Here is a 19,437-nt window from a genome sequence, read left to right as displayed (position 1 = left end):
TATCTTTGCCGCCTCAAAGAAAAAATGAGGTGAAACGATTGTTATTGAATATTACACGCTACTTCTTACCGATACTGTTTGTGTCGTATCTGGTAAGCTTCACATTCTTTGCCCACGTGCATGTGGTCAATGGCGTGACAATCGTCCATTCACACCCGTTTAAGAAAGGGGCGGCACATAAACACTCTACAGTCGAACTGCTACTGATTCATTTTCTGTCTCATTTAACGGCAGACGGTGCAGCCGTAGTTTTTGCTCTTTCCCTTTTTATTCCTTTCTTATTGTATTTGTTGCTCGGCCGTTCACCGTATGCTCACTATCACTGTCCGTATCATGGGGTAGTGGGACTTAGAGCACCTCCGGCTATTCGTTTCTCCATTCTTTGAATGATGATACCGTACCTTGCATGAGGTAGGGCATTATCTGTCTATCCATGTGAATACTTATCGAAAACGAATAACAAACGAAAAATGAAGAAATACATCTTTTCGCTTGTCTGCTTGTGCTGCGCATTGTTGCCTGCCCTTGAAGGACAAGCTCATGAATATCCTAATCATCCTGAATTACGTAAGTCAGATGCCAATATCGTTGGCCATATTCTTGATAAAAACACCAAAGAACACTTGCCCTATATAACAGTCGCCTTGAAAGGTACTACCATCGGAACGGTAACCGATGCTACCGGGCATTATTTCTTGAAGAATCTTCCTGAAGGCAATTTTGTGCTCGAAGTTAGTTCGGTGGGGTATAAAACCGTCAGACGGAATGTGACGCTGAAGAAAGGGCGCACATTGGAAGAAGATTTCGAGATAGAAGAAGATGCAGTTGCCTTGGATGGCGTAGTAGTATCTGCCAATCGTAACGAGACTACCCGTCGCCTGGCTCCGACACTGGTGAATGTGGTGGATCTGAAAATCTTTGAGAATACCAATTCTACGACTTTGGCACAAGGATTGAGCTTTCAGCCGGGTGTCCGTGTAGAGTCTAATTGTCAGAATTGCGGCTTCCAGCAAGTGCGTATCAATGGACTGGATGGCCCTTATACGCAAATCCTGCTCGATTCCCGTCCTATTTTTAGTGCACTTTCCGGTGTGTATGGCATCGAGCAGATTCCTGCCAGCATGATAGAACGTGTGGAAGTGATGCGTGGAGGCGGATCTGCTTTGTTCGGCTCGTCTGCTATTGCCGGAACAATCAATATCATTACCAAAGAACCGATGCGCAATTCCGGTATGTTATCGCATACCATTACAGGTATTGGTGATGGCGATGCTTTTGATAACAGTACGGCGCTGAATGCATCACTTGTGACGGACGACCAGCGTGCCGGTTTGTATATCTTCGGTCAGAATCGCCATCGTTCCGCGTATGACCATGATGGTGACGGATATTCTGAAATCCCCAAGATACACGGCCAGACCATCGGTTTCCGTTCATTCCTGAAAACAACGACATATTCGAAACTAACTTTTGAATATCACCACATGGAAGAATTCCGTAGGGGAGGAGACTTGTTGAACCGTCCACCTCACGAAGCGAATGTAGCGGAACAGACCGAACACTCGATCAATGGTGGAGGACTGAAATTTGATTATTTCTCACCTAACGAGAAACATCGTTTCAATGTGTTTGCATCAGCGCAGCATATCAATCGTGACAGCTATTATGGTGGCGGCCAAGATCCGAATGCTTACGGAAACACCACCGACTTAAACTGGATGGCAGGATCGCAATATGTCTATAGTTTCGGAAAATGTATCTTCATGCCTGCTGATCTGACTGCCGGAATAGAATTCAATCAGGATAAACTGGAAGACAATATGTGGGGATACCACCGTACAGTAGACCAAAAAGTGAATATCGGTAGTGCTTTCTTTCAGAATGAATGGAAGAATGAGCATTGGGGATTTCTGATTGGCGGTCGTTTGGATAAACATAACCTGATTGACCATGTGATATTCAGTCCGCGTGCCAATCTGCGTTATAATCCGACGGAAAATATCAATCTTCGTTTCAGCTACTCATCCGGTTTCCGTGCTCCGCAGGCTTTCGACGAGGATTTGCATGTGGAGAATGTAGGCGGTAATGTGGCGATGGTTGAACTGGCCGATAATCTGAAAGAAGAAAGATCACAGAGTTTGAGTGCTTCGGCAGATATTTATCATCGTTTTGGTGCGTTTCAGGTTAACTTTTTGGTAGAAGGATTTTATACAAAGTTATCAGATGTATTTGCCCTTACCGACGGAGAGGTAGTGGATGGAATTCTGACACGTACACGCTACAATGCACCGGGAGCCCGTGTGATGGGATTGACATTGGAAGGAAAGATGGCGTATCTGACTAAATTCCAGGTTCAGGCAGGAGTCACCCTGCAACAGAGCCATTATAGCGAACCGCACGTATGGAACAAAGAAGCTCCGGCTGTAAAGAAAATGATGCGTACACCGAATACTTACGGTTATTTTACAGCAACCTATACCCCGATAAAACCATTATCTATCGCTCTTTCCGGTACATATACCGGTTCGATGCTGGTTCCCCACGAACCAGTTCCGGGATTCCTTGAAAAACCGATAACGGTGAATACGAAGGACTTCTTCGATATCGGTTTGAAGGCTGCCTATGATTTCAAACTTTACAAGTCGATGAACTTGTAGGTAAATGCCGGTGTACAGAATATTTTCAATGCCTACCAGAACGACTTCGACAAAGGGGCTGACCGTGACTCCGGTTATATCTATGGTCCGTCATTGCCGAGAAGTTTCTTTGCCGGAGTGAAGATAAGTTATTAAAATTCGGTTAAGATTTAAAATCGTTATAAATAGGGATTGTTTTGCATGGAGACAATCCTTATCTTTGCAAAAAACAAACTAAACCTTGACTTAGGTGCACAGAATAAATGTGCAAGATGACCGAATGAAACAATTGTACCTACATATAATGAAGTGGTTTCTGCCTGTACTGTTTATCTCGTACATGGCAGGAATCACTTTGTTTACTCACTCCCATGTGGTCAACGGGGTTACAATTGTCCATTCACATCCATTTAAAAAAGGCAGCGAACATAGCCATACGACGGTTGAATTCCAACTAATTCATCTCTTGAGTCATGTGTTGGTGACCGACAGCGGTTTGATACCAACATTCTCTGTTGCTGCTTTATCTCTATTATGCATCCTGTTTGTCCGCCCGCAAATTGAGCAATTTTACCGTTCTTGTCCGGGCGTAATATCTCTTAGAGCACCTCCTATCGCTTAGTCTATCTTTTTGGGGGAACAGTATTAATGTATTAGGATCAACGATTAACGATCGCTGCTTCCCTTTCCCTTTATTATTATTTTTCGAATTAAAACATTAAAAGACTAACGACAATGAAGAAATATCTTTTAGTCCTGGTCGGCCTGTGCTGTGTCTTGTCATACGCATTGGCTGAACGTCCGGACTACCCTGAACTGAAGAAATCCGATGCGAATATAATAGGTCATGTACTGGATAAAAAAACGAAAGAACATCTTCCGTACATCACTATCGCACTGAAAGGAACGACCATAGGAACCGTGACCGATGCTACCGGGCATTATTTTTTGAAGAATTTGCCGGAAGGAAATTTTATACTGGAAGTTAGTTCAGTAGGTTACAAGACAGTGACCCGCAACGTAACTCTGAAAAAAGGAAAGACACTGGAAGAAGATTTTGAAATAGAAGAGGATGCGATTGCTCTCGACGGAGTAGTAGTTTCCGCCAACCGGAGTGAAACGACACGTCGTATGGCTCCTACTTTGGTGAATGTTGTCGACCTGAAACTTTTTGAAACCACCAACTCTTCCACTTTATCACAAGGACTGAACTTCCAGCCCGGAGTGCGTGTGGAGACAAATTGCCAGAATTGTGGCTTCCAGCAAGTCCGCATCAATGGTCTGGACGGACCATATACACAAATTCTGATAGATTCGCGTCCCGTATTCAGCGCCCTTTCCGGAGTGTATGGACTGGAACAGATTCCTGCCAGTATGATTGAACGTGTAGAAGTGATGCGTGGGGGAGGCTCCGCCTTGTTCGGTTCTTCAGCTATTGCAGGAACGATTAATATAATCACCAAAGAGCCTTTACGTAATTCGGGTCAGCTGTCGCACACCATAACTTCTTTAGGAGGAAGCTCCTCATTCGATAACAACACCTCGCTGAATGCTTCATTGGTGACGGACGATCATCGTGCCGGATTGTATATCTTTGGTCAGAACCGTTATCGGTCGGGATATGATTATGACGGAGACGGATTTACCGAACTGCCCAAATTGAAGAATCAGACAGTGGGTTTCCGCTCTTATCTGAAAACAAGTACTTATTCCAAACTGACCTTTGAATATCACCACATGCAGGAATTCCGTCGTGGAGGGGATATGTTGAACCGTCCTCCTCACGAAGCGCATATTGCGGAGCAGTTGCAACATTCTATTGATGGTGGAAGTTTGAAATTCGATTATTTCTCTCCGGATGAAAAGAACCGTCTAAGTGTTTTTGCATCGGCTGCCAATACAGACCGGGACAGTTATTACGGACCGGGTAACGATCCTCTGAAAGCCTATGGAAAGACAACGGATTTAACCGCTATGGGTGGTGCACAATACGTACATACGTTTGACAAGTGCTTTTTTATGCCTTCTGATCTCACGGCAGGGCTTGAATATAACCGTGACCGCCTAAAAGATAACATGTGGGGATATAACCGTCACACGGATCAGACGGTGAATATTTACAGTGCTTTTCTGCAGAACGAATGGAAGAACGACCGTTGGGGGATTCTGATTGGTGGTCGTCTGGATAAGCATAATATGGTGGATAATGTGATCTTTAGTCCCCGTGCCAACTTGCGTTTTAATCCTACCCAGAATATTAACCTGCGTTTAAGCTATTCTTCCGGATTTCGTGCTCCGCAGGCTTTTGATGAGGATATGCATATTGAAAATGTGGGCGGAACGGTGGCTATGATCGAGCGTGCAAAGGATTTGAAAGAAGAGAAATCCCAAAGTTTCAGTGTTTCTGCAGATATGTATCATCGTTTCGGAGCATTCCAGACGAATTTGTTGATTGAGGGTTTTTATACAAGACTGACCGATGTTTTTGTATTGGGCAAACCTTACGACCGTGGTGATGGTATATTAGTGAAAACACGTAGCAATGGCCCCGGTGCTAAAGTGATGGGATTGACACTGGAAGGTAAAGTGGCTTATCTTTCTATCCTGCAAATACAAGCGGGATTAACTTTACAACGTAGCCGGTACGATGAACCGCATAAGTGGCATGACGATGCACCGGCAGAAAAGAAGATTTTCCGTACTCCCGATACATACGGTTATTTCACTGCTACTTGTACCCCCATCAAACCTTTATCTATTGCTTTGTCAGGAACCTATACCGGCAGGATGTTGGTGCAACGTATGGATATCACCGCCGAGAATGCCGAACTGGGTAAAATGCCTGAAAGAAAAGCGGAAGCAATCAGAACACCTCGTTTCTTTGATTTGGGAGTGAAACTGGCTTATGACTTCAAGTTATACAAAACGGTTGATTTGCAATTAAACGGCGGAGTTCAGAATATTTTTGAGTCTTATCAGAAGGACTTTGACAGAGGAGCTAACCGGGATTCCGGTTATATTTACGGTCCTTCTTTGCCGAGAAGTTTCTTTGCCGGAGTAAAGATCAGCTATTAATCGGTCATAAAAATAGTTTCCCGGCACGGTACTTTTTGTTTCCTGCGTTGAAACACTTTGTTTCAAATAGTGAAACGATTTGTTTCACACCGGGAAACACTTTGTTCCAAGCCTTGAAACTAAAAGTTTCAAGCGGCTGAAACTAATATGTCGTATAGAGACTTGTTCTTTTCTCCTTGTTAATCATTGATTGATCGGGCGGTGATAGGTGATAGATGCGGTGATAGGTTGCAAACAACCTGTCACCACCCCTGAAATCCCCATGAATAAGAGCTTTTGGAAGTGTCGGTGATAGGTGATAGAGGAAAGTGAAAGAAACTCTGTGTAGAGATGGATCAAACCATATCTTTATCGACCCCGAATTTTTCTCCTGTCTGACATTTACCGGCAGGTTCCACATGTACCAGAATGTCATATACATTATCTACCGAATTAATGATGCTCTTCTCCACTGCATCGGCAATCTCATGGGCTTGCGTGATCGTGATTTGTGGATTCACTTCTATATCAAGGGTAATCATATAGAGATTCCCTATCATTCGTGACCGGACGCGATGCGGATTACTGGCACCGGGCACTTTCTCTACAGCCTCGAATATCTTATTATATACATTGACATCTTTCACCCCGTCCATTAGCTCCACATTGGAATCAATGAAGATGCTGATGGAAGATTTGATGATAAAGAGACTGATTATCAATCCTGTTATCGAATCGAGTATCGGCAATTTGAAGATAAAAGTAAATATCAATCCTAACAAAACACTGGTTGAAATGACAACATCATTACGCATATTGATAGCGTTTGCCGTGAGCATGGAACTGTTGATCTTCTTTCCCTGTTTGTACTGGTATGAAGCCAGTAAGAGTTTACCGATAATAGAAAATATAGTGACATAGATGGCGATAGCCGATGGTATCTCTTTCACTTCATCTGAAAAGATGTTTTTAGTGGATGATAGCAACATTTGTACACCGGCATAAAATATCACGAGTGATAGAATCTTTGTTGCGATCCCTTCCGCTTTCTCATATCCGAATACATATTTCTTTGAAGGAGGGCGGTTGATGAGGCGTGCCGTAAAAATCATAACGATAGAGATAACGACGTCGGTTGCCGAGTCGATACCGTCGCCGACTACGGCTAAACTACCGGCAAATAAACCGATTATGATTTTGGATACGGACAAGATTGCATTGCCAATTGTGCTGATCCACGAGGTTGTGATTAGTATTTTCTCTCTTGACATTGAAGTGACTCTTTATAATTGTTTGTAATGGGATTGGGGAGCAAAGATAAACATTAATAGGAGTCTGTGATATGAAGTCGCAAAAAACTTTTTCTGCCTTTTTAGTAGTTTATACGTTTTAGTTGTATTATATATAGATGGTCAATTAAAAACAGGACAATTAATTTATTAAATAGTTAACCGCATGTTCAAAAAACTAAGTAGCTCTTTTCTCATTGTGTCAGCTTGTATTTTTTCTTCTTGCACGCCTACCGTCAAGCAAGAGATTGCAATCTTACCTACCCCCGTTAGTCTGACCGAGCAGTCTGGCTCGTTTGTTTTAAAAGATGGAATGAAGATTGGGGTTTCCGATCAGTCCTTGTTTCCGGCTGCCGGGTATCTGCAGGAGATTCTTCGGAATGTCATATCGTCTTCTGTTGAAGTCACTACCGATAAGAGTCAGGTAGATATGTATTTTCAGTTGAAGGATACTGTTGGAAAGCCTAGCTCTTATAAACTTGAGTCTACACCGGAGTATATTCGGGTAGAGGCAACTGACTATTCGGGTATTATTTCTGCTATTACTACTATTCGCCAGTTGCTTCCTGCAACGATAGAAGTGCAGGGAGAGAAACAGAATTATTCTATCCCTGTCGTGCAAATAGAAGATGCGCCACGGTTTGAATGGCGTGGATTTATGTTGGATGCTTCCCGCCATTTCTGGAATAAAAAAGAAGTGAAGCATGTATTAGATCTGATGTCTTTGTATAAACTTAATAAGTTCCACTGGCATCTGTCCGACGATCAGGGTTGGCGTATAGAGATCGAGAAATACCCGTTGCTTACAGAAAAAGGGGCCTGGCGTAAATTCAATACGCAGGATCGTACCTGTATGGCACGTGCGAAAGAAGAAGATAATACCGATTTCCTGATTCCGGAAGATAAGATACGCATTGTGGAAGGAGATACGCTGTATGGAGGTTATTACACTCATGATGATATAAAAGAAATAGTAGCCTATGCTACGCAAAGAGGTATCGATGTCATTCCCGAGATCGATATGCCGGGACATTTCCTGGCAGCTATCGGTCAATATCCGGAATTGGTGTGTGACGGATTAATCGGGTGGGGGAAAACTTTCTCTTCTCCTATCTGTCCGGGCAAAGATACAACGCTGGAGTTCTGTCAGAATGTGTTCAAAGAAGTTTTTGAACTTTTCCCTTATGAATATGTGCACATGGGTGGTGATGAAGTGGAAAAAGCCAACTGGAAGAAATGTCCTCTTTGTCAGAAACGGATTCGTACGGAGAAACTGGGTTCGGTAGAAGAACTTCAGGCATGGTTTGTACGTGACATGGAGAAATTCTTCCTTGCCAACGGAAAGAAACTCATAGGCTGGGATGAAGTGGTATCCGACGGATTATCTTCCGATGCTGCCATTACCTGGTGGAGAAGTTGGGCGAAAGATGCATTGCCTACGGCAACTGCACAAAAGCAGAAAGTGATTGCTTGTCCGAATGAATATTTCTATTTCGATTATGCGCAGGATCAGAATTCAGTAAAGAAAATACTTGCGTATGATCCGTGTGCAGACGAGCGGTTATCGCCGGAACAGAAGAAATATATCTGGGGTGTGCAGGCGAATCTCTGGGCTGAATGGATTCCGACAATGAAGCGCATTGAATATTTGATTGTTCCCCGTATGATAGCGTTGAGTGAAATAGCTTGGGCGGAGCCGACAGCTAAACCGGGTCTCGAAGAATTTTATCGTCAGCTTGTTCCGCAATTTAAGCGGATGGATGTGATGAGGGTAAATTATAGGGTGCCTGATTTGCAGGGATTCTATAAAGTGAATGCATTTATTGATGAAACAACTGTGGAATTGACCTGCCCGTTACCCGGTACTGAAATACGTTATACGACAGACGGCAGTATGCCTACCAAAGAATCAGCTCTTTATAACGGTGCTTTGGAAGTTGGGAAGACTACGGATTTCGCTTTCCGCACTTTTCGTCCGGATGGTTCTCCTTCGGATGCGGTGCGTACCAAGTATGTAAAGGCTCCTTATGCGGAGGCGGTGACTGCTCCGGCTGCTTTGCAGCCCGGCTTGAAAGCAGTATGGCACGATTTCCGTGGTAATCTTTGTGCGGATATTGATGCAGCTCCTGTCAAAGGGGAGTATGTGGTGGAATCGGTATCCATTCCCGAAGAGGTGAAAGGAAATATCGGTCTGGTATTGACCGGCTATCTGGAAGTTCCTGCCGATGGTATCTATACATTTGCCCTTCTCTCGGACGACGGTAGCACATTAATGCTTGACGGTGAATTGTTGGGAGATAATGATGGAGCACATTCGCCGGTAGAGATTATTGTGCAGAAGGCTTTGAAAGCCGGGCTTCATCCGATAGAGGTACGTTACTTCGATTGTAACGGAGGCGTATTGCAGATGGAACTGGTGAATGAAAAAGGTGAAAAAGAAGTATTGCCAAGTGCATGGCTGAAACATGAATAGCAAATTTCATTATTTTTAGGTATTGTCCGTCTTGCCGGCGAGCTGTACCTTTGCAGAAAATATTTGAAAACTTATGCGAATCAGTGAGAGACGAGTCGAGATTAATCATATATCAAAGGTGCACATGCACCGGATTGAATGGGATGAAGAGAGCTTATAGAAATATAAGCTCTCTTTTTTTTGAACGATTTCGAATATTGTTCTTTTTTGAAAACAAGCGATAAGTTAAATGATTGTCGAACTTAATATAGATTGAACGTACGTTATGAGTACATTGAAAAAACTTCAGAACTACATGGGTAAACGGAAAGTGCTTTTGCCTGCGGCAATGCTGCTGTCTGCCCTAAGTGCCCTGGCGGGCATGTTGCCTTATATCCTTATTTGGCTGATTGTGAGAGAACTGCTTGAACACGGAGAGATAACCTCTTCCGGTAATGTGGTGACGTATGCCTGGTGGGCGGCAGGCATGGCCGTGGCGAGCATCGTCCTTTATTTTGCCGCATTGATGTCTTCGCATCTTGCAGCTTTTCGGGTTGAATCGAATTTGCGTAAAGAAGCCATGCGCCAGATAGTGCGTATGCCTCTCGGCTTCTTTGACATTAATACGAGCGGACGTATTCGCAAGATTATAGATGACAATGCAGGGGTTACCCATAGTTTTCTGGCACATCAGTTGCCCGACCTTGCGGCTACTTTTCTAGTGCCGTTGGTAGCTGCCATACTGATTTTTGTGTTCGATTGGATACTCGGTCTGGCATGTATCGTCCCTGTAATTATTGCCATGCTGGTTATGGGTTTTATGATGAATGCGGAGGGACGGCAGTTTATGAAAAGCTACATGACCTCTCTGGAGGAAATGAATACCGAAGCTGTAGAGTATGTGAGAGGAATTCCCGTAGTGAAGGTTTTCCAGCAGACTATTTACTCTTTCAAAAACTTTCACCGCTGTATCATGAATTATAATAAAATGGTATTCGGCTATACACGAATGTGGGAGAAGCCGATGTCGCTCTATACCGTAATAATCAATGGTTTTGTGTTTTTCCTTGCTCCGTTGGCTATTTTGCTGATTGGTTATTCAGGTAATTATGCATCGGTATTACTTAATTTCTTCCTGTTTGTTCTCATTACTCCTGTATTCTCCCAAAGTATCATGAAGAGTATGTATCTCAATCAGGCTTTGGGGCAGGCGAGTGAAGCTATCGGACGTCTTGAGAATCTGGTTGCTTATGAGCACCTGACTGTTGTAGAGCATCCACAACCGGTAAAGGAATTCAGTATTCAGTTCGAAAAAGTTTCCTTCAGCTATCCGGGAGCTAATCAAAAGGCGGTGGATGATGTTAGTTTCACTATTCCGCAAGGAAACACAGTAGCTCTTGTCGGAGCTTCGGGCGGAGGGAAAACAACGATTGCCCGTCTAGTTCCCCGTTTCTGGGAGGCAACGGAAGGGAAAGTTTTAATAGGTGGCATCAATGTAAGAGAAATCGCTCCCGAAGAACTGATGAAATATATTTCTTTCGTGTTCCAGAATACAAAGCTGTTCAAGACTTCTCTGCTCGAAAATATCAAATATGGTAATCCCGACGCGACAATGGAGGAAGTGGAACGGGCAGTAGATATGGCACAATGCCGGGAAATTATCAATAAACTTCCGCTCGGACTGAATACGAAGATTGGTACGGAGGGAACATATCTCTCCGGCGGGGAACAGCAACGGATCGTACTGGCACGTGCAATCCTGAAAAATGCTCCCATCATTGTACTGGATGAGGCGACTGCTTTTGCCGACCCCGAAAATGAGCATCTCATCCAGCAAGCCTTGAAAGAACTGACAAAAGGAAAAACCGTATTGATGATTGCTCATCGTCTTTCAAGCATCACTGATGCCGACAATATCCTCGTCATTGACAAGGGGAAGATTGCGGAACAAGGTACACATGCCAACCTGCTTGGAAAACAAGGCATCTATTATCATATGTGGAATGAATACCAGCAATCTGTTCGCTGGACAATAGGAAAGGAGGTTTCTAATGATTGAAGTAATAAAAAGACGTTTTGCCCTTTCAACTAAAGGAGCGAAAGATTTCTGTAAAGGTGTGTTTTTCACTACACTGCTCGATATTGTATTGATGTTGCCGGCGGTATTTGTTTTTCTTTTTCTTGAGGAATATCTTCGTCCTGTGTTTCAGCCTTCGGCTTCGGTGACGCATGGTATTCTCTATTATAGCATACTCGGTATTGTCTTTATGATAGTCATGTATATATTTGCGGTATTGCAATATCGTAGTACCTATACCACCGTTTATGATGAGAGTGCAAACCGGCGTATCTCATTGGCGGAAAAACTTCGCAAGTTGCCTCTGGCTTTCTTTGGCGAAAAGAATCTTTCCGACCTCACCGCCACGATTATGGATGACTGCACTGATCTCGAGCATACTTTCTCGCATGCGGTTCCCCAGTTGTTTGCTTCCATTATCAGTATTCTGCTTATTACCGTCGGCATGGCATTTTATAACTGGCAGTTGACGATTGCTTTGTTCTGGGTAGTGCCGCTTGCTGCCGCAATCCTTCTTTTCTCGAAGAAGGAAATACAGAAAAGCAATGAAAGTAATTATCTGAACAAGCGGATGGTGACCGAGCATATCCAGGAAGGACTCGATACCATTCAGGAGATAAAATCCTACAATCAGGAGAGAGACTATCTGGAAAAACTGGATGCGAGCATTGATACCTATGAAAAGGTATTGACTCGTAATGAACTGGTGCTCGGCATGTTGGTAAACGGTTCCCAGAGTGTATTGAAACTCGGACTGGCAAGCGTTATTATCGTTGGTGCCAATCTCTTGGCTTCGGGTACGGTTGATTTGTTTACCTATCTTATATTTATGGTTATCGGGTCGCGTGTGTATGCTCCGGTCAGTGAGGTGATGAATAATATTGCCGCTTTGTTCTATTTGGATGTGCGTATCAATAGAATGAATGAGATGGAAGCATTGCCGGTACAAAACGGGACTACCGAATTCACTCCTCAAGGTTATGATATCGAATTCAGACAGGTAGACTTTGCTTATGAGCAGGGAAAACAAATTCTGAATAACTTGTCTTTTATTGCCCGGCAAGGTGAAAAAACGGCTTTGGTTGGTCCTTCAGGTAGTGGCAAGAGTACGGCGGCCAGGTTGGCGGCACGTTTCTGGGATATCCAGTCGGGAAAGATTACCCTCGGCGGGCAGGATATCAGTCGGATTGATCCTGAAACTTTGTTGAAAAACTATTCCGTTGTCTTTCAGGATGTAGTTCTTTTCAATGCTTCCATTATGGATAATATCCGTATTGGCAAACGGGATGCTACGGATGAGGAAGTCCGGAGAGTTGCCCGCTTGGCACAATGTGATGAGTTTGTCACTAAAATGCCGCAGGGATACCAGACGATTATCGGTGAGAATGGAGAAACATTATCCGGCGGTGAGCGTCAGCGTATTTCCATTGCCCGCGCTTTGTTGAAGGATGCTCCGATTGTTCTGTTGGATGAGGCTACGGCTTCGCTTGATGTTGAGAATGAAACCAAGATACAGGCAGGTATATCTGAATTGGTACGTAACAAAACGGTGCTGATTATTGCGCACCGTATGCGAACCGTTGCCAATGCCGACAAAATTGTAGTATTGGAGAATGGAAGTGTTGCTGAAATGGGAACACCGGAGGAATTGAAAAAGAAAAATGGTATATTTGCCCGGATGGTGAACAGACAGGTTACAAATATGAATTGATAAATAGCAACGATACTATGCAATTTTTGAAAGGAGATATACAAGAGGGAATCTTGAAGGCAGCCGAAGAAGTGTTTCTGGAAAAGGGATACAAGGATGCCTCTATGCGTGAAATAGCTTCGAGGGCAGGGGTGACGGTGAGTAATATCTATCATTATTTCACCAATAAGGATGAGATATTCCGTACGATTCTGAAACCGGTATTGAATGATCTGTATGCTATGATTTATAATCACGATGCAGATCAGATGACGATAGACGTCTTTATGGATTCGGATTATCAGAAAATGTCTGTACGGGAATATATCAGATTGGTCTCTGAACATCGTGACCGTTTGCGGTTGCTGCTTTTTCAGGCACAAGGTTCTGTTTTGGAGAACTTCCGTTCTGAATATACAGATTTGATGACGCGTACGATTTCTGTTTTTTTTCAAGGAATGAAGCAGAAATATCCGCATATCAATATAGCAATAACTAACTTCTTTATTCACCTGAATACGGTATGGTTGTTTGCCCTACTCGAAGAGCTGGTGTTGCATCCTGTGAAGAAAGAAGAGATGGAGAAGTTTATAGCGGAGTATATCGCTTTTGAAACGGCTGGTTGGAAAGAGCTCATGAATGCATGAGCTCTCTCACTTTATTCTCTTACTGATATAAAAAAACGTCCGGCTTTCACAAGCCGGACGTCCTTGCCTCTTTTAGAATATGTCATCTATTCATATTCCAAAATGAATACATTATATGGTTTTTCAACTTAACAACCAAATAAAAGAAATGCGGGTGAATCACTTCGGCCGATTTCTATGTATTTTTAATGTGGCTACGTAATATAATTATGACTAATTAATTTAATTCTGATACTGCAAAGATAGGGGCTTTCCGCTTTTCCCGCAATCCCTTAAAATGGGTATTCTTCTATCAATTACTAGCTATATATGGTGGTTCAGGCGTTTGCATAACTATGCATCCCTCCAAGAACATAATTTACCCCGAAATAGGTCATTAAGACGGTCAGGAAAGCAAGAATCATATAGATATGGAAGAATAGAGGCTTGCGGAAAATGCGCAGACTTTGTGAATGGAAGGCTACTCCATATACCAGAAAAGTAATCAGTGCCCATACTTCTTTCGGGTCCCACGCCCAGTATCGTCCCCAGGAAACGTTTGCCCAAACTGCTCCCAGAAAGATGCCTGCTCCTAAAAAGAAGGTGGCAGGGTAGAGCAGCAAGCGGCTGACTAGCGTCAACTGTTCTATCCGGTTGTCTTGTATAGCGTCGTTTCCGGAGACATTGTTTTCCGATTCTTTTTTCCGGAGGCATAATGCCAGTATTCCGTTTAGCATGATGAATGCCAATAGGGCATAAGACATCATAATCAATGAAACATGAATACTTAGCCATGGAGAGACGAGCACCGGCATTAATGGGGTTATCTGGGGATTCATTTGTCCCAGATAGGAAACCAACAAAGCAAAGCCGGAGAGGAGGAATCCGAATGGAAGTATAAATGAAAATCTTCGATGGAGCAGACAGGCTATCAAAAGAATACAAAGAGCCATAAACTGCATGGTTTCGTAACCGTTGCTAAGTGGAATACGACCGCCGATGTACCAGCGCAGGCAATATCCTGCTAAATGGAATATGAAAGCAAGATAGAGTGCAACAGAAAAGAAAGTTCCTGCTGTGCGGGAAATCGTTTTGGCTTTGGGCGAGAGGATATTTCTTTGCAGGCTGTTATGAAGTAGAAGCAGGAAAGACAACACTCCCAATGACAGATTTATCATAAAAAGAATCTTGCTGAACGGAATCCGGTTGTAGAGTAATTCTGCTTTCACTTCCAGTTCGGAGAGAGGTTGCACGCTGCCATCAGTGGGTAATGGATGGATGAATGTTCCTTTTTCCAACATCAGGATCAGGCCTACTTTTTCATCTGTTTCCTGGATTGCTTTGGCGAGTTTGTTTTGTTGTCCTTGTTCACGTTGCCAATGTTCACGGAGACGGTAAACAGAACCGTCAAATAAATCAGTTAATCGAGCATAAGGTGTTTGTAAGTTTAATAAATGCTGTAATTCTGTATTTTTGATGTATATCAATGGCTCATTTCTCCACACTTCCGGATAAAGTAACCAGCCACCTATCACTTGTTCAGGTGTCAATCCTTTATATGAAGCTTCTCCTGTCAGTTTCTGAATGAAATCACGGGCTAATGTGTTGAAAGGTACTACCCGGTCGTGATAAATAACCTGTTCCTGTGCTAAACTGTCCGCTTGTGTTTGTTTCAATGCAGGAAGGAGTTTTTTTTGTGCTTGCATGTTACCTGCAAGGCAGAAAATAAACAGTATAAATACACCTCCTTTTTTAAGTAGCGGGTGGTTTAGCAGGCGTCGGAAATCACTACTGCGGGAAAATAGTAGCCAAATCATGGAGAGACCGAGCAGGATATATCCTGCATAAGTCACTCCTGTTCCCCATGGATCATAATTGACAGTCAGCCAGCTCCCTTTTCCGTCATCATCGAAAGATGACTGATAGAAACGGAAACCTTGTGATGTAAATATACGATTCATTGAAATCTGTTCGTGTAATAGAACATTTTTCTGTCCGGGAAGAGAGTAGGTGATATAGCTGATGTAGTCTGCCGGTGCTTCTGTTCCGGGATAGTATGCTATACGGAAACTATCTAGTTGTATTGTGAATGGCAGATCAGCTTTTCTGCCGCTTTCCGATTCCTGGAAACTGTCTATTGTTGCCCCCGGAAGCAAGTGTACGTATCCTTTTTTGCTTCCGATAAACGTAATCATGGCCCCCACCAAGATAACGAGGAGGGAGCCATGAAACAACAATATGGGGAACCGTCGCCATAAAGCGCGTCGGATGAGAGCAACAAGTGCAATGGTGGCAATTGTTCCCCACAAACAACAAAACCAGCATGTATGATATATATTTCTTTCTACAAAATCTGTCCCATACGCTTGTTCTACGAAAGTAGTCACAGCGAGTAGTCCCACCAGACAGATATATAAGATAATAAGTAACCTTTTCAACTGTATAATCTTTTATGATATTAAAATGGAGCGTATTCCTTATTCTTACATTCTTTCACTCCCATACATTCCATCTCAATCAACCATCCGGGACGGCATACCGGAGCATGAACAAATACTTTAGGAGTATGTGGGAAACGTTTGTCATACATTGCTTTAACAACTGCATAGTCGGCTATGTCACGCAGATATACAATCATTTGTCCCAAATCTTCAAACGTGCAGTCCGCTTCTTTCAACAGGGTTTCCACATTCTCCCACATTCGTTCTGTCTGTTTGCGGATGTTGCCGGGATATACCACTTCGCCTTTGTTGTTGATACTTGCCGTTCCTGAAATAAATACCTGTCGGCGGTCGCCATAATCTACATACGTGCCACGTTCAAAGCTTACTCCATATTCATAAGTTGGGTTCAGATGGGTAGGAGCATAGAGGAAATGAATCTGTTCCGGTTGCAGTCCTGCTACGGCGTAAGTATCCATTTGTACCAGTACTTTCGGGTCGGCATGCCGGCCGTCGATGCCTGTGCTGGAAATATAATGTGTTTTTTCTGTCAGGTTTTGGGTGACGAAAACTTCATTACGTGCTTTCACTACTCCGGCATAATTCACATCTACATTTTGCACGAAAAACCATGTACGGATACAATTGTCTGCCAGTTTACAACCTTGTTCCATGAGTTGCATCACATAGTCGTTCAATAATAGACGGGTCTGGTATTCCGAATTGGCGGCACGATTGAATGCACTACCGCCCCAGAAGTGGCGATAGGCACTGTGTTTCACCTCAAAAAGCCCGTTATGTAAGACTTGTGTCTGTACATCTGTCAACAGGTAAACCCATAAGGCTATTTTTGTTCCGTCCAGCGGGGGCTGTTCCACAATGGAAAGTGCGCAGTCCGAACCTTCGGTTGTCAATGCCAGTAGTGTATCTGCCTGATTGGCAGCGTCACTAAGGAAATAACGTTTGAGGATGGCAACTGCTCCTTTCAATTCTTGGGTAAGTAAATAATCGTAGGTGTTTAATACTGCATTCAGCTGTTCTTCGTATGTATCTTCCGGTTTAGTAGAATGAATGATAATATGATACTCTGAAGCTTCTCCTCCTGCATTATATTTAAAAATCTCTGTTAGCGTCTTTTCAGACTGAATATTCTGTTGTTTTTTGTTGTTCATATCAGTTGGGTAAATAACTATTTATTCTTGCGCACCGTTATTGATCCAGTCGTCAATAAGGGTCAAAATCGGAGATGATACTATTTCTTTTGAGTGATCGTATCCCCAGGTTGAACTAATAGTGGTATTCAATAATGTGTGCAATACGCTTTCTTGCGCACTGCCCGGCTTGACGAGTAACATGCCATCTACTTTCTTCGACGGGCGGTTGACCAGTGCCTCGTAACTTTTGCCTTCTGTCAGATACAGGTTGGCTGCTGCCGAACTACTTCCGCCATGACAGTGTGCGCATGTCGTATTAAATACTTTTTCTTGAATGCCATGGTACATACCTACATTTACAGTTCCCACATCCATAAGGATGGTGTCGTCAACTGCTGTAAGGTCGTCCATTGACTGAAAACTGATAACTCGTTTTCTCAATTTATTAATAACGCACAATTCAATAGTGGTTACTTTATCACTGACTCCTGTCATCGTAACCTGGATCTCATCATCTTCGACCGCCGGAATTGTTTTGGTGACAACGGCATACTCGCTCTCATCATTGAAGCCTGCCACTACAACACTATAACCATCGGGCCATTTACTGATACCATTGATCTTACCGCTCATCTTCAGCGTGCGTCCTTCTTCTGATAGGGTCTCTGTCTTTTCGTAAATACGTCCGTCATCGCATGATGTGATGTATGCCAATAACAGTAGATAACCTCCGAAAAGAATATATTTTTTCATAAACAAATCCTTTCTTGTGCTATTTAGAATGTATACTGGAGTAGAATACTGGCCGAATGTACTGCCAAACCTAAATCGTCGTTATCCCGATCAAGTTGGGTATCATGACCTTTACGGGCAATATACTGGTACATCGCTTGTAACTTCAGATTACAGTTCTTGAAAAAATAGTTCATACCCACGGCTGGCATATTTAGAAAACCATTGGTGTCCATTCCGTTACGGTTGAAGAAATCATAGCGTGCAGCTGCTTGCAGACGGGGGGCAACGAAGTAACCACCTTGTACATAGCCGCCCAGGTAATTATATGACTCGGAAATCTTTTGTCTTTTTGTGAAGCCAACATTCATATAATAGACTTCAGCACCCAGGTAAAGTTTGTTCTTTAGCATTGCAAACTCCAATCCGGCACGATAATCATTGGTACTTTCATTTTCACTTTCTACATTGATAGAGGTAGAAATACCAAACATGATTTTGTCTTCATTCAGCCTGTTCGGATTTCCCTGTGTAGCGGGCATCACTCCTTTAGGCATATAGGTGAAACGTCCGGCGTACAGTAAAGACGGAATGTGCCAGTCATCACTAAATGTTTTTGTTGCTGTATTTACCGCTGCACCCGTACCGTTGAATAAACCGATTTCATACCCGAATTTATCAGCTACCAAACCGTGAATCTCTACACCTAAATCGAATCCGGTGCCAATATTGGGTGTTACCGCATTCAAAGAATAGGGGAGGATAACGGGAGCAGTCAGTGATACTGGCAAACTAGGTAACAATGTTTCTCCCAGTGTTGTCAGGTAGGCATGTGAAAACGGAGTTTTGAATTTACCGACCCGGATGGCAAACTGCTTTTTCAGTTGAACATCAAACCAGGCTTGTTGAAGTAATGCGCCTCCACTGGCTGCCGCATTTATGGAAAGGTTGAAAGATACTTTATCGAAAGCCTTTCCGGTGAATCCGAGTACGGCGTAAGGAACTGAAAATCCGGAGTTGGCTATGTTATCTTGATTGTATGCTTTATCCAGTCCTTCATCGTCGTACCAATTGAGGTTTGCACTGGTCTGTACGAGCAAATAGGGTTTGAATACAAAATCTCCTTTCTTGGTTTCGATAGTGAATCCTTCTCTTCCAGCTAATGATACTACACCATTTTCTGTATCTTCTTCATGTTGTGCCATAGCGGCCAAAGGCATTATGGCAGTCAGCATGGCAATGATTATAAATCTCTTCATAATTACTTTATATATACTACTTTTAGT

The 19,437-nt window shown here is 43.2% G+C and carries 12 protein-coding genes and 3 pseudogenes; 10 read left to right on the top strand and 5 right to left on the bottom strand.

What is annotated here, in order from left to right:
• Nucleotides 1-5: 5 nt before the first annotated feature.
• The 6 genes and pseudogenes from Bovatus_RS06105 (at nt 6) to Bovatus_RS06090 (ending at nt 5,711) form a co-directional block, all read left to right on the top strand.
• Nucleotides 6-386 carry a hypothetical protein gene (locus tag Bovatus_RS06105; protein ID WP_004317845.1) on the top strand — a complete coding sequence of 127 codons (381 nt, stop codon included), beginning with the start codon at nt 6-8 and terminating at the stop codon, nt 384-386.
• An 84-nt stretch (nt 387-470) separates the two neighbouring features.
• Nucleotides 471-1,133 (top strand): annotated as a pseudogene (locus Bovatus_RS25870) (TonB-dependent receptor); the annotation flags it as partial.
• A gap of 342 nt (nt 1,134-1,475) precedes the next feature.
• Nucleotides 1,476-2,573: pseudogene (locus Bovatus_RS25865) on the top strand (TonB-dependent receptor plug domain-containing protein); the annotation flags it as partial.
• Nucleotides 2,574-2,585: 12 nt separating this feature from the next.
• Nucleotides 2,586-2,792: pseudogene (locus Bovatus_RS25860) on the top strand (hypothetical protein); the annotation flags it as partial.
• A 124-nt stretch (nt 2,793-2,916) separates the two neighbouring features.
• Complete coding sequence (locus Bovatus_RS06095; RefSeq protein ID WP_008776571.1) at nt 2,917-3,258, top strand: hypothetical protein; 342 nt, start codon at nt 2,917-2,919, stop codon at nt 3,256-3,258.
• Nucleotides 3,259-3,371: 113 nt separating this feature from the next.
• Complete coding sequence (locus tag Bovatus_RS06090; protein ID WP_004300137.1) at nt 3,372-5,711, top strand: TonB-dependent receptor; 2,340 nt, start codon at nt 3,372-3,374, stop codon at nt 5,709-5,711.
• 335 nt (nt 5,712-6,046) lie between these two features.
• Here Bovatus_RS06090 and Bovatus_RS06085 read toward each other — a convergent pair whose 3' ends face one another.
• Nucleotides 6,047-6,961 carry a cation diffusion facilitator family transporter gene (locus Bovatus_RS06085; RefSeq protein WP_004300135.1) on the bottom strand — a complete coding sequence of 305 codons (915 nt, stop codon included), beginning with the start codon at nt 6,959-6,961 and terminating at the stop codon, nt 6,047-6,049.
• A 184-nt stretch (nt 6,962-7,145) separates the two neighbouring features.
• Here Bovatus_RS06085 and Bovatus_RS06080 point away from each other — a divergent pair, with 184 nt between their 5' ends.
• The 4 genes from Bovatus_RS06080 (at nt 7,146) to Bovatus_RS06065 (ending at nt 13,845) form a co-directional block, all read left to right on the top strand.
• A complete protein-coding gene (locus Bovatus_RS06080; protein WP_004300134.1) occupies nt 7,146-9,452 on the top strand; it encodes a family 20 glycosylhydrolase in 2,307 nt (768 codons plus the stop codon).
• Nucleotides 9,453-9,717: 265 nt separating this feature from the next.
• Nucleotides 9,718-11,490 carry an ABC transporter ATP-binding protein gene (locus tag Bovatus_RS06075; RefSeq protein WP_004300133.1) on the top strand — a complete coding sequence of 591 codons (1,773 nt, stop codon included), beginning with the start codon at nt 9,718-9,720 and terminating at the stop codon, nt 11,488-11,490.
• Complete coding sequence (locus tag Bovatus_RS06070; protein ID WP_004300132.1) at nt 11,483-13,219, top strand: ABC transporter ATP-binding protein; 1,737 nt, start codon at nt 11,483-11,485, stop codon at nt 13,217-13,219. Before Bovatus_RS06075 ends, Bovatus_RS06070 begins: the two co-directional genes overlap by 8 nt.
• Before the next feature lie 17 nt (nt 13,220-13,236).
• A complete protein-coding gene (locus Bovatus_RS06065) occupies nt 13,237-13,845 on the top strand; it encodes a TetR/AcrR family transcriptional regulator (protein WP_004300131.1) in 609 nt (202 codons plus the stop codon).
• Nucleotides 13,846-14,162: 317 nt separating this feature from the next.
• Here the strand turns inward: Bovatus_RS06065 and Bovatus_RS06060 are convergent, their stop codons facing one another.
• Genes Bovatus_RS06060 through Bovatus_RS06045 form a run of 4 tightly spaced genes read right to left on the bottom strand, consistent with a single transcriptional unit; the run spans nt 14,163 to nt 19,410 of the window.
• Nucleotides 14,163-16,262 carry a cytochrome c biogenesis protein CcsA gene (locus tag Bovatus_RS06060; RefSeq protein WP_004317851.1) on the bottom strand — a complete coding sequence of 700 codons (2,100 nt, stop codon included), beginning with the start codon at nt 16,260-16,262 and terminating at the stop codon, nt 14,163-14,165.
• Nucleotides 16,263-16,282: 20 nt separating this feature from the next.
• Nucleotides 16,283-17,437, bottom strand: coding sequence for a Rid family hydrolase (locus tag Bovatus_RS06055; protein WP_004300129.1), 1,155 nt, complete (start codon nt 17,435-17,437; stop codon nt 16,283-16,285).
• Nucleotides 17,438-17,458: 21 nt separating this feature from the next.
• Entirely contained in the window at nt 17,459-18,172 is a 714-nt protein-coding gene (locus Bovatus_RS06050) for a hypothetical protein (RefSeq protein ID WP_004300128.1), read from the bottom strand.
• Nucleotides 18,173-18,195: 23 nt separating this feature from the next.
• A complete protein-coding gene (locus Bovatus_RS06045; RefSeq protein WP_004300127.1) occupies nt 18,196-19,410 on the bottom strand; it encodes a porin in 1,215 nt (404 codons plus the stop codon).
• Nucleotides 19,411-19,437 lie beyond the last annotated feature (27 nt).

The organism is Bacteroides ovatus (assembly GCF_001314995.1).
GTDB lineage: Bacteria > Bacteroidota > Bacteroidia > Bacteroidales > Bacteroidaceae > Bacteroides > Bacteroides ovatus.
This window is presented reverse-complemented; position numbering and strand designations above follow the sequence as displayed.

Excerpts from the sequence above, each read along its gene's own strand:
- Bovatus_RS06095 (WP_008776571.1), top strand. The coding sequence starts at position 2,917 with ATGAAACAATTGTACCTACATATAATGAAGTGGTTTCTGCCTGTACTG.
- Bovatus_RS06090 (WP_004300137.1), top strand. The coding sequence starts at position 3,372 with ATGAAGAAATATCTTTTAGTCCTGGTCGGCCTGTGCTGTGTCTTGTCA.
- Bovatus_RS06085 (WP_004300135.1), bottom strand. The coding sequence starts at position 6,961 with ATGTCAAGAGAGAAAATACTAATCACAACCTCGTGGATCAGCACAATT.
- Bovatus_RS06080 (WP_004300134.1), top strand. The coding sequence starts at position 7,146 with ATGTTCAAAAAACTAAGTAGCTCTTTTCTCATTGTGTCAGCTTGTATT.
- Bovatus_RS06075 (WP_004300133.1), top strand. The coding sequence starts at position 9,718 with ATGAGTACATTGAAAAAACTTCAGAACTACATGGGTAAACGGAAAGTG.
- Bovatus_RS06070 (WP_004300132.1), top strand. The coding sequence starts at position 11,483 with ATGATTGAAGTAATAAAAAGACGTTTTGCCCTTTCAACTAAAGGAGCG.
- Bovatus_RS06065 (WP_004300131.1), top strand. The coding sequence starts at position 13,237 with ATGCAATTTTTGAAAGGAGATATACAAGAGGGAATCTTGAAGGCAGCC.
- Bovatus_RS06055 (WP_004300129.1), bottom strand. The coding sequence starts at position 17,437 with ATGAACAACAAAAAACAACAGAATATTCAGTCTGAAAAGACGCTAACA.
- Bovatus_RS06050 (WP_004300128.1), bottom strand. The coding sequence starts at position 18,172 with ATGAAAAAATATATTCTTTTCGGAGGTTATCTACTGTTATTGGCATAC.
- Bovatus_RS06045 (WP_004300127.1), bottom strand. The coding sequence starts at position 19,410 with ATGAAGAGATTTATAATCATTGCCATGCTGACTGCCATAATGCCTTTG.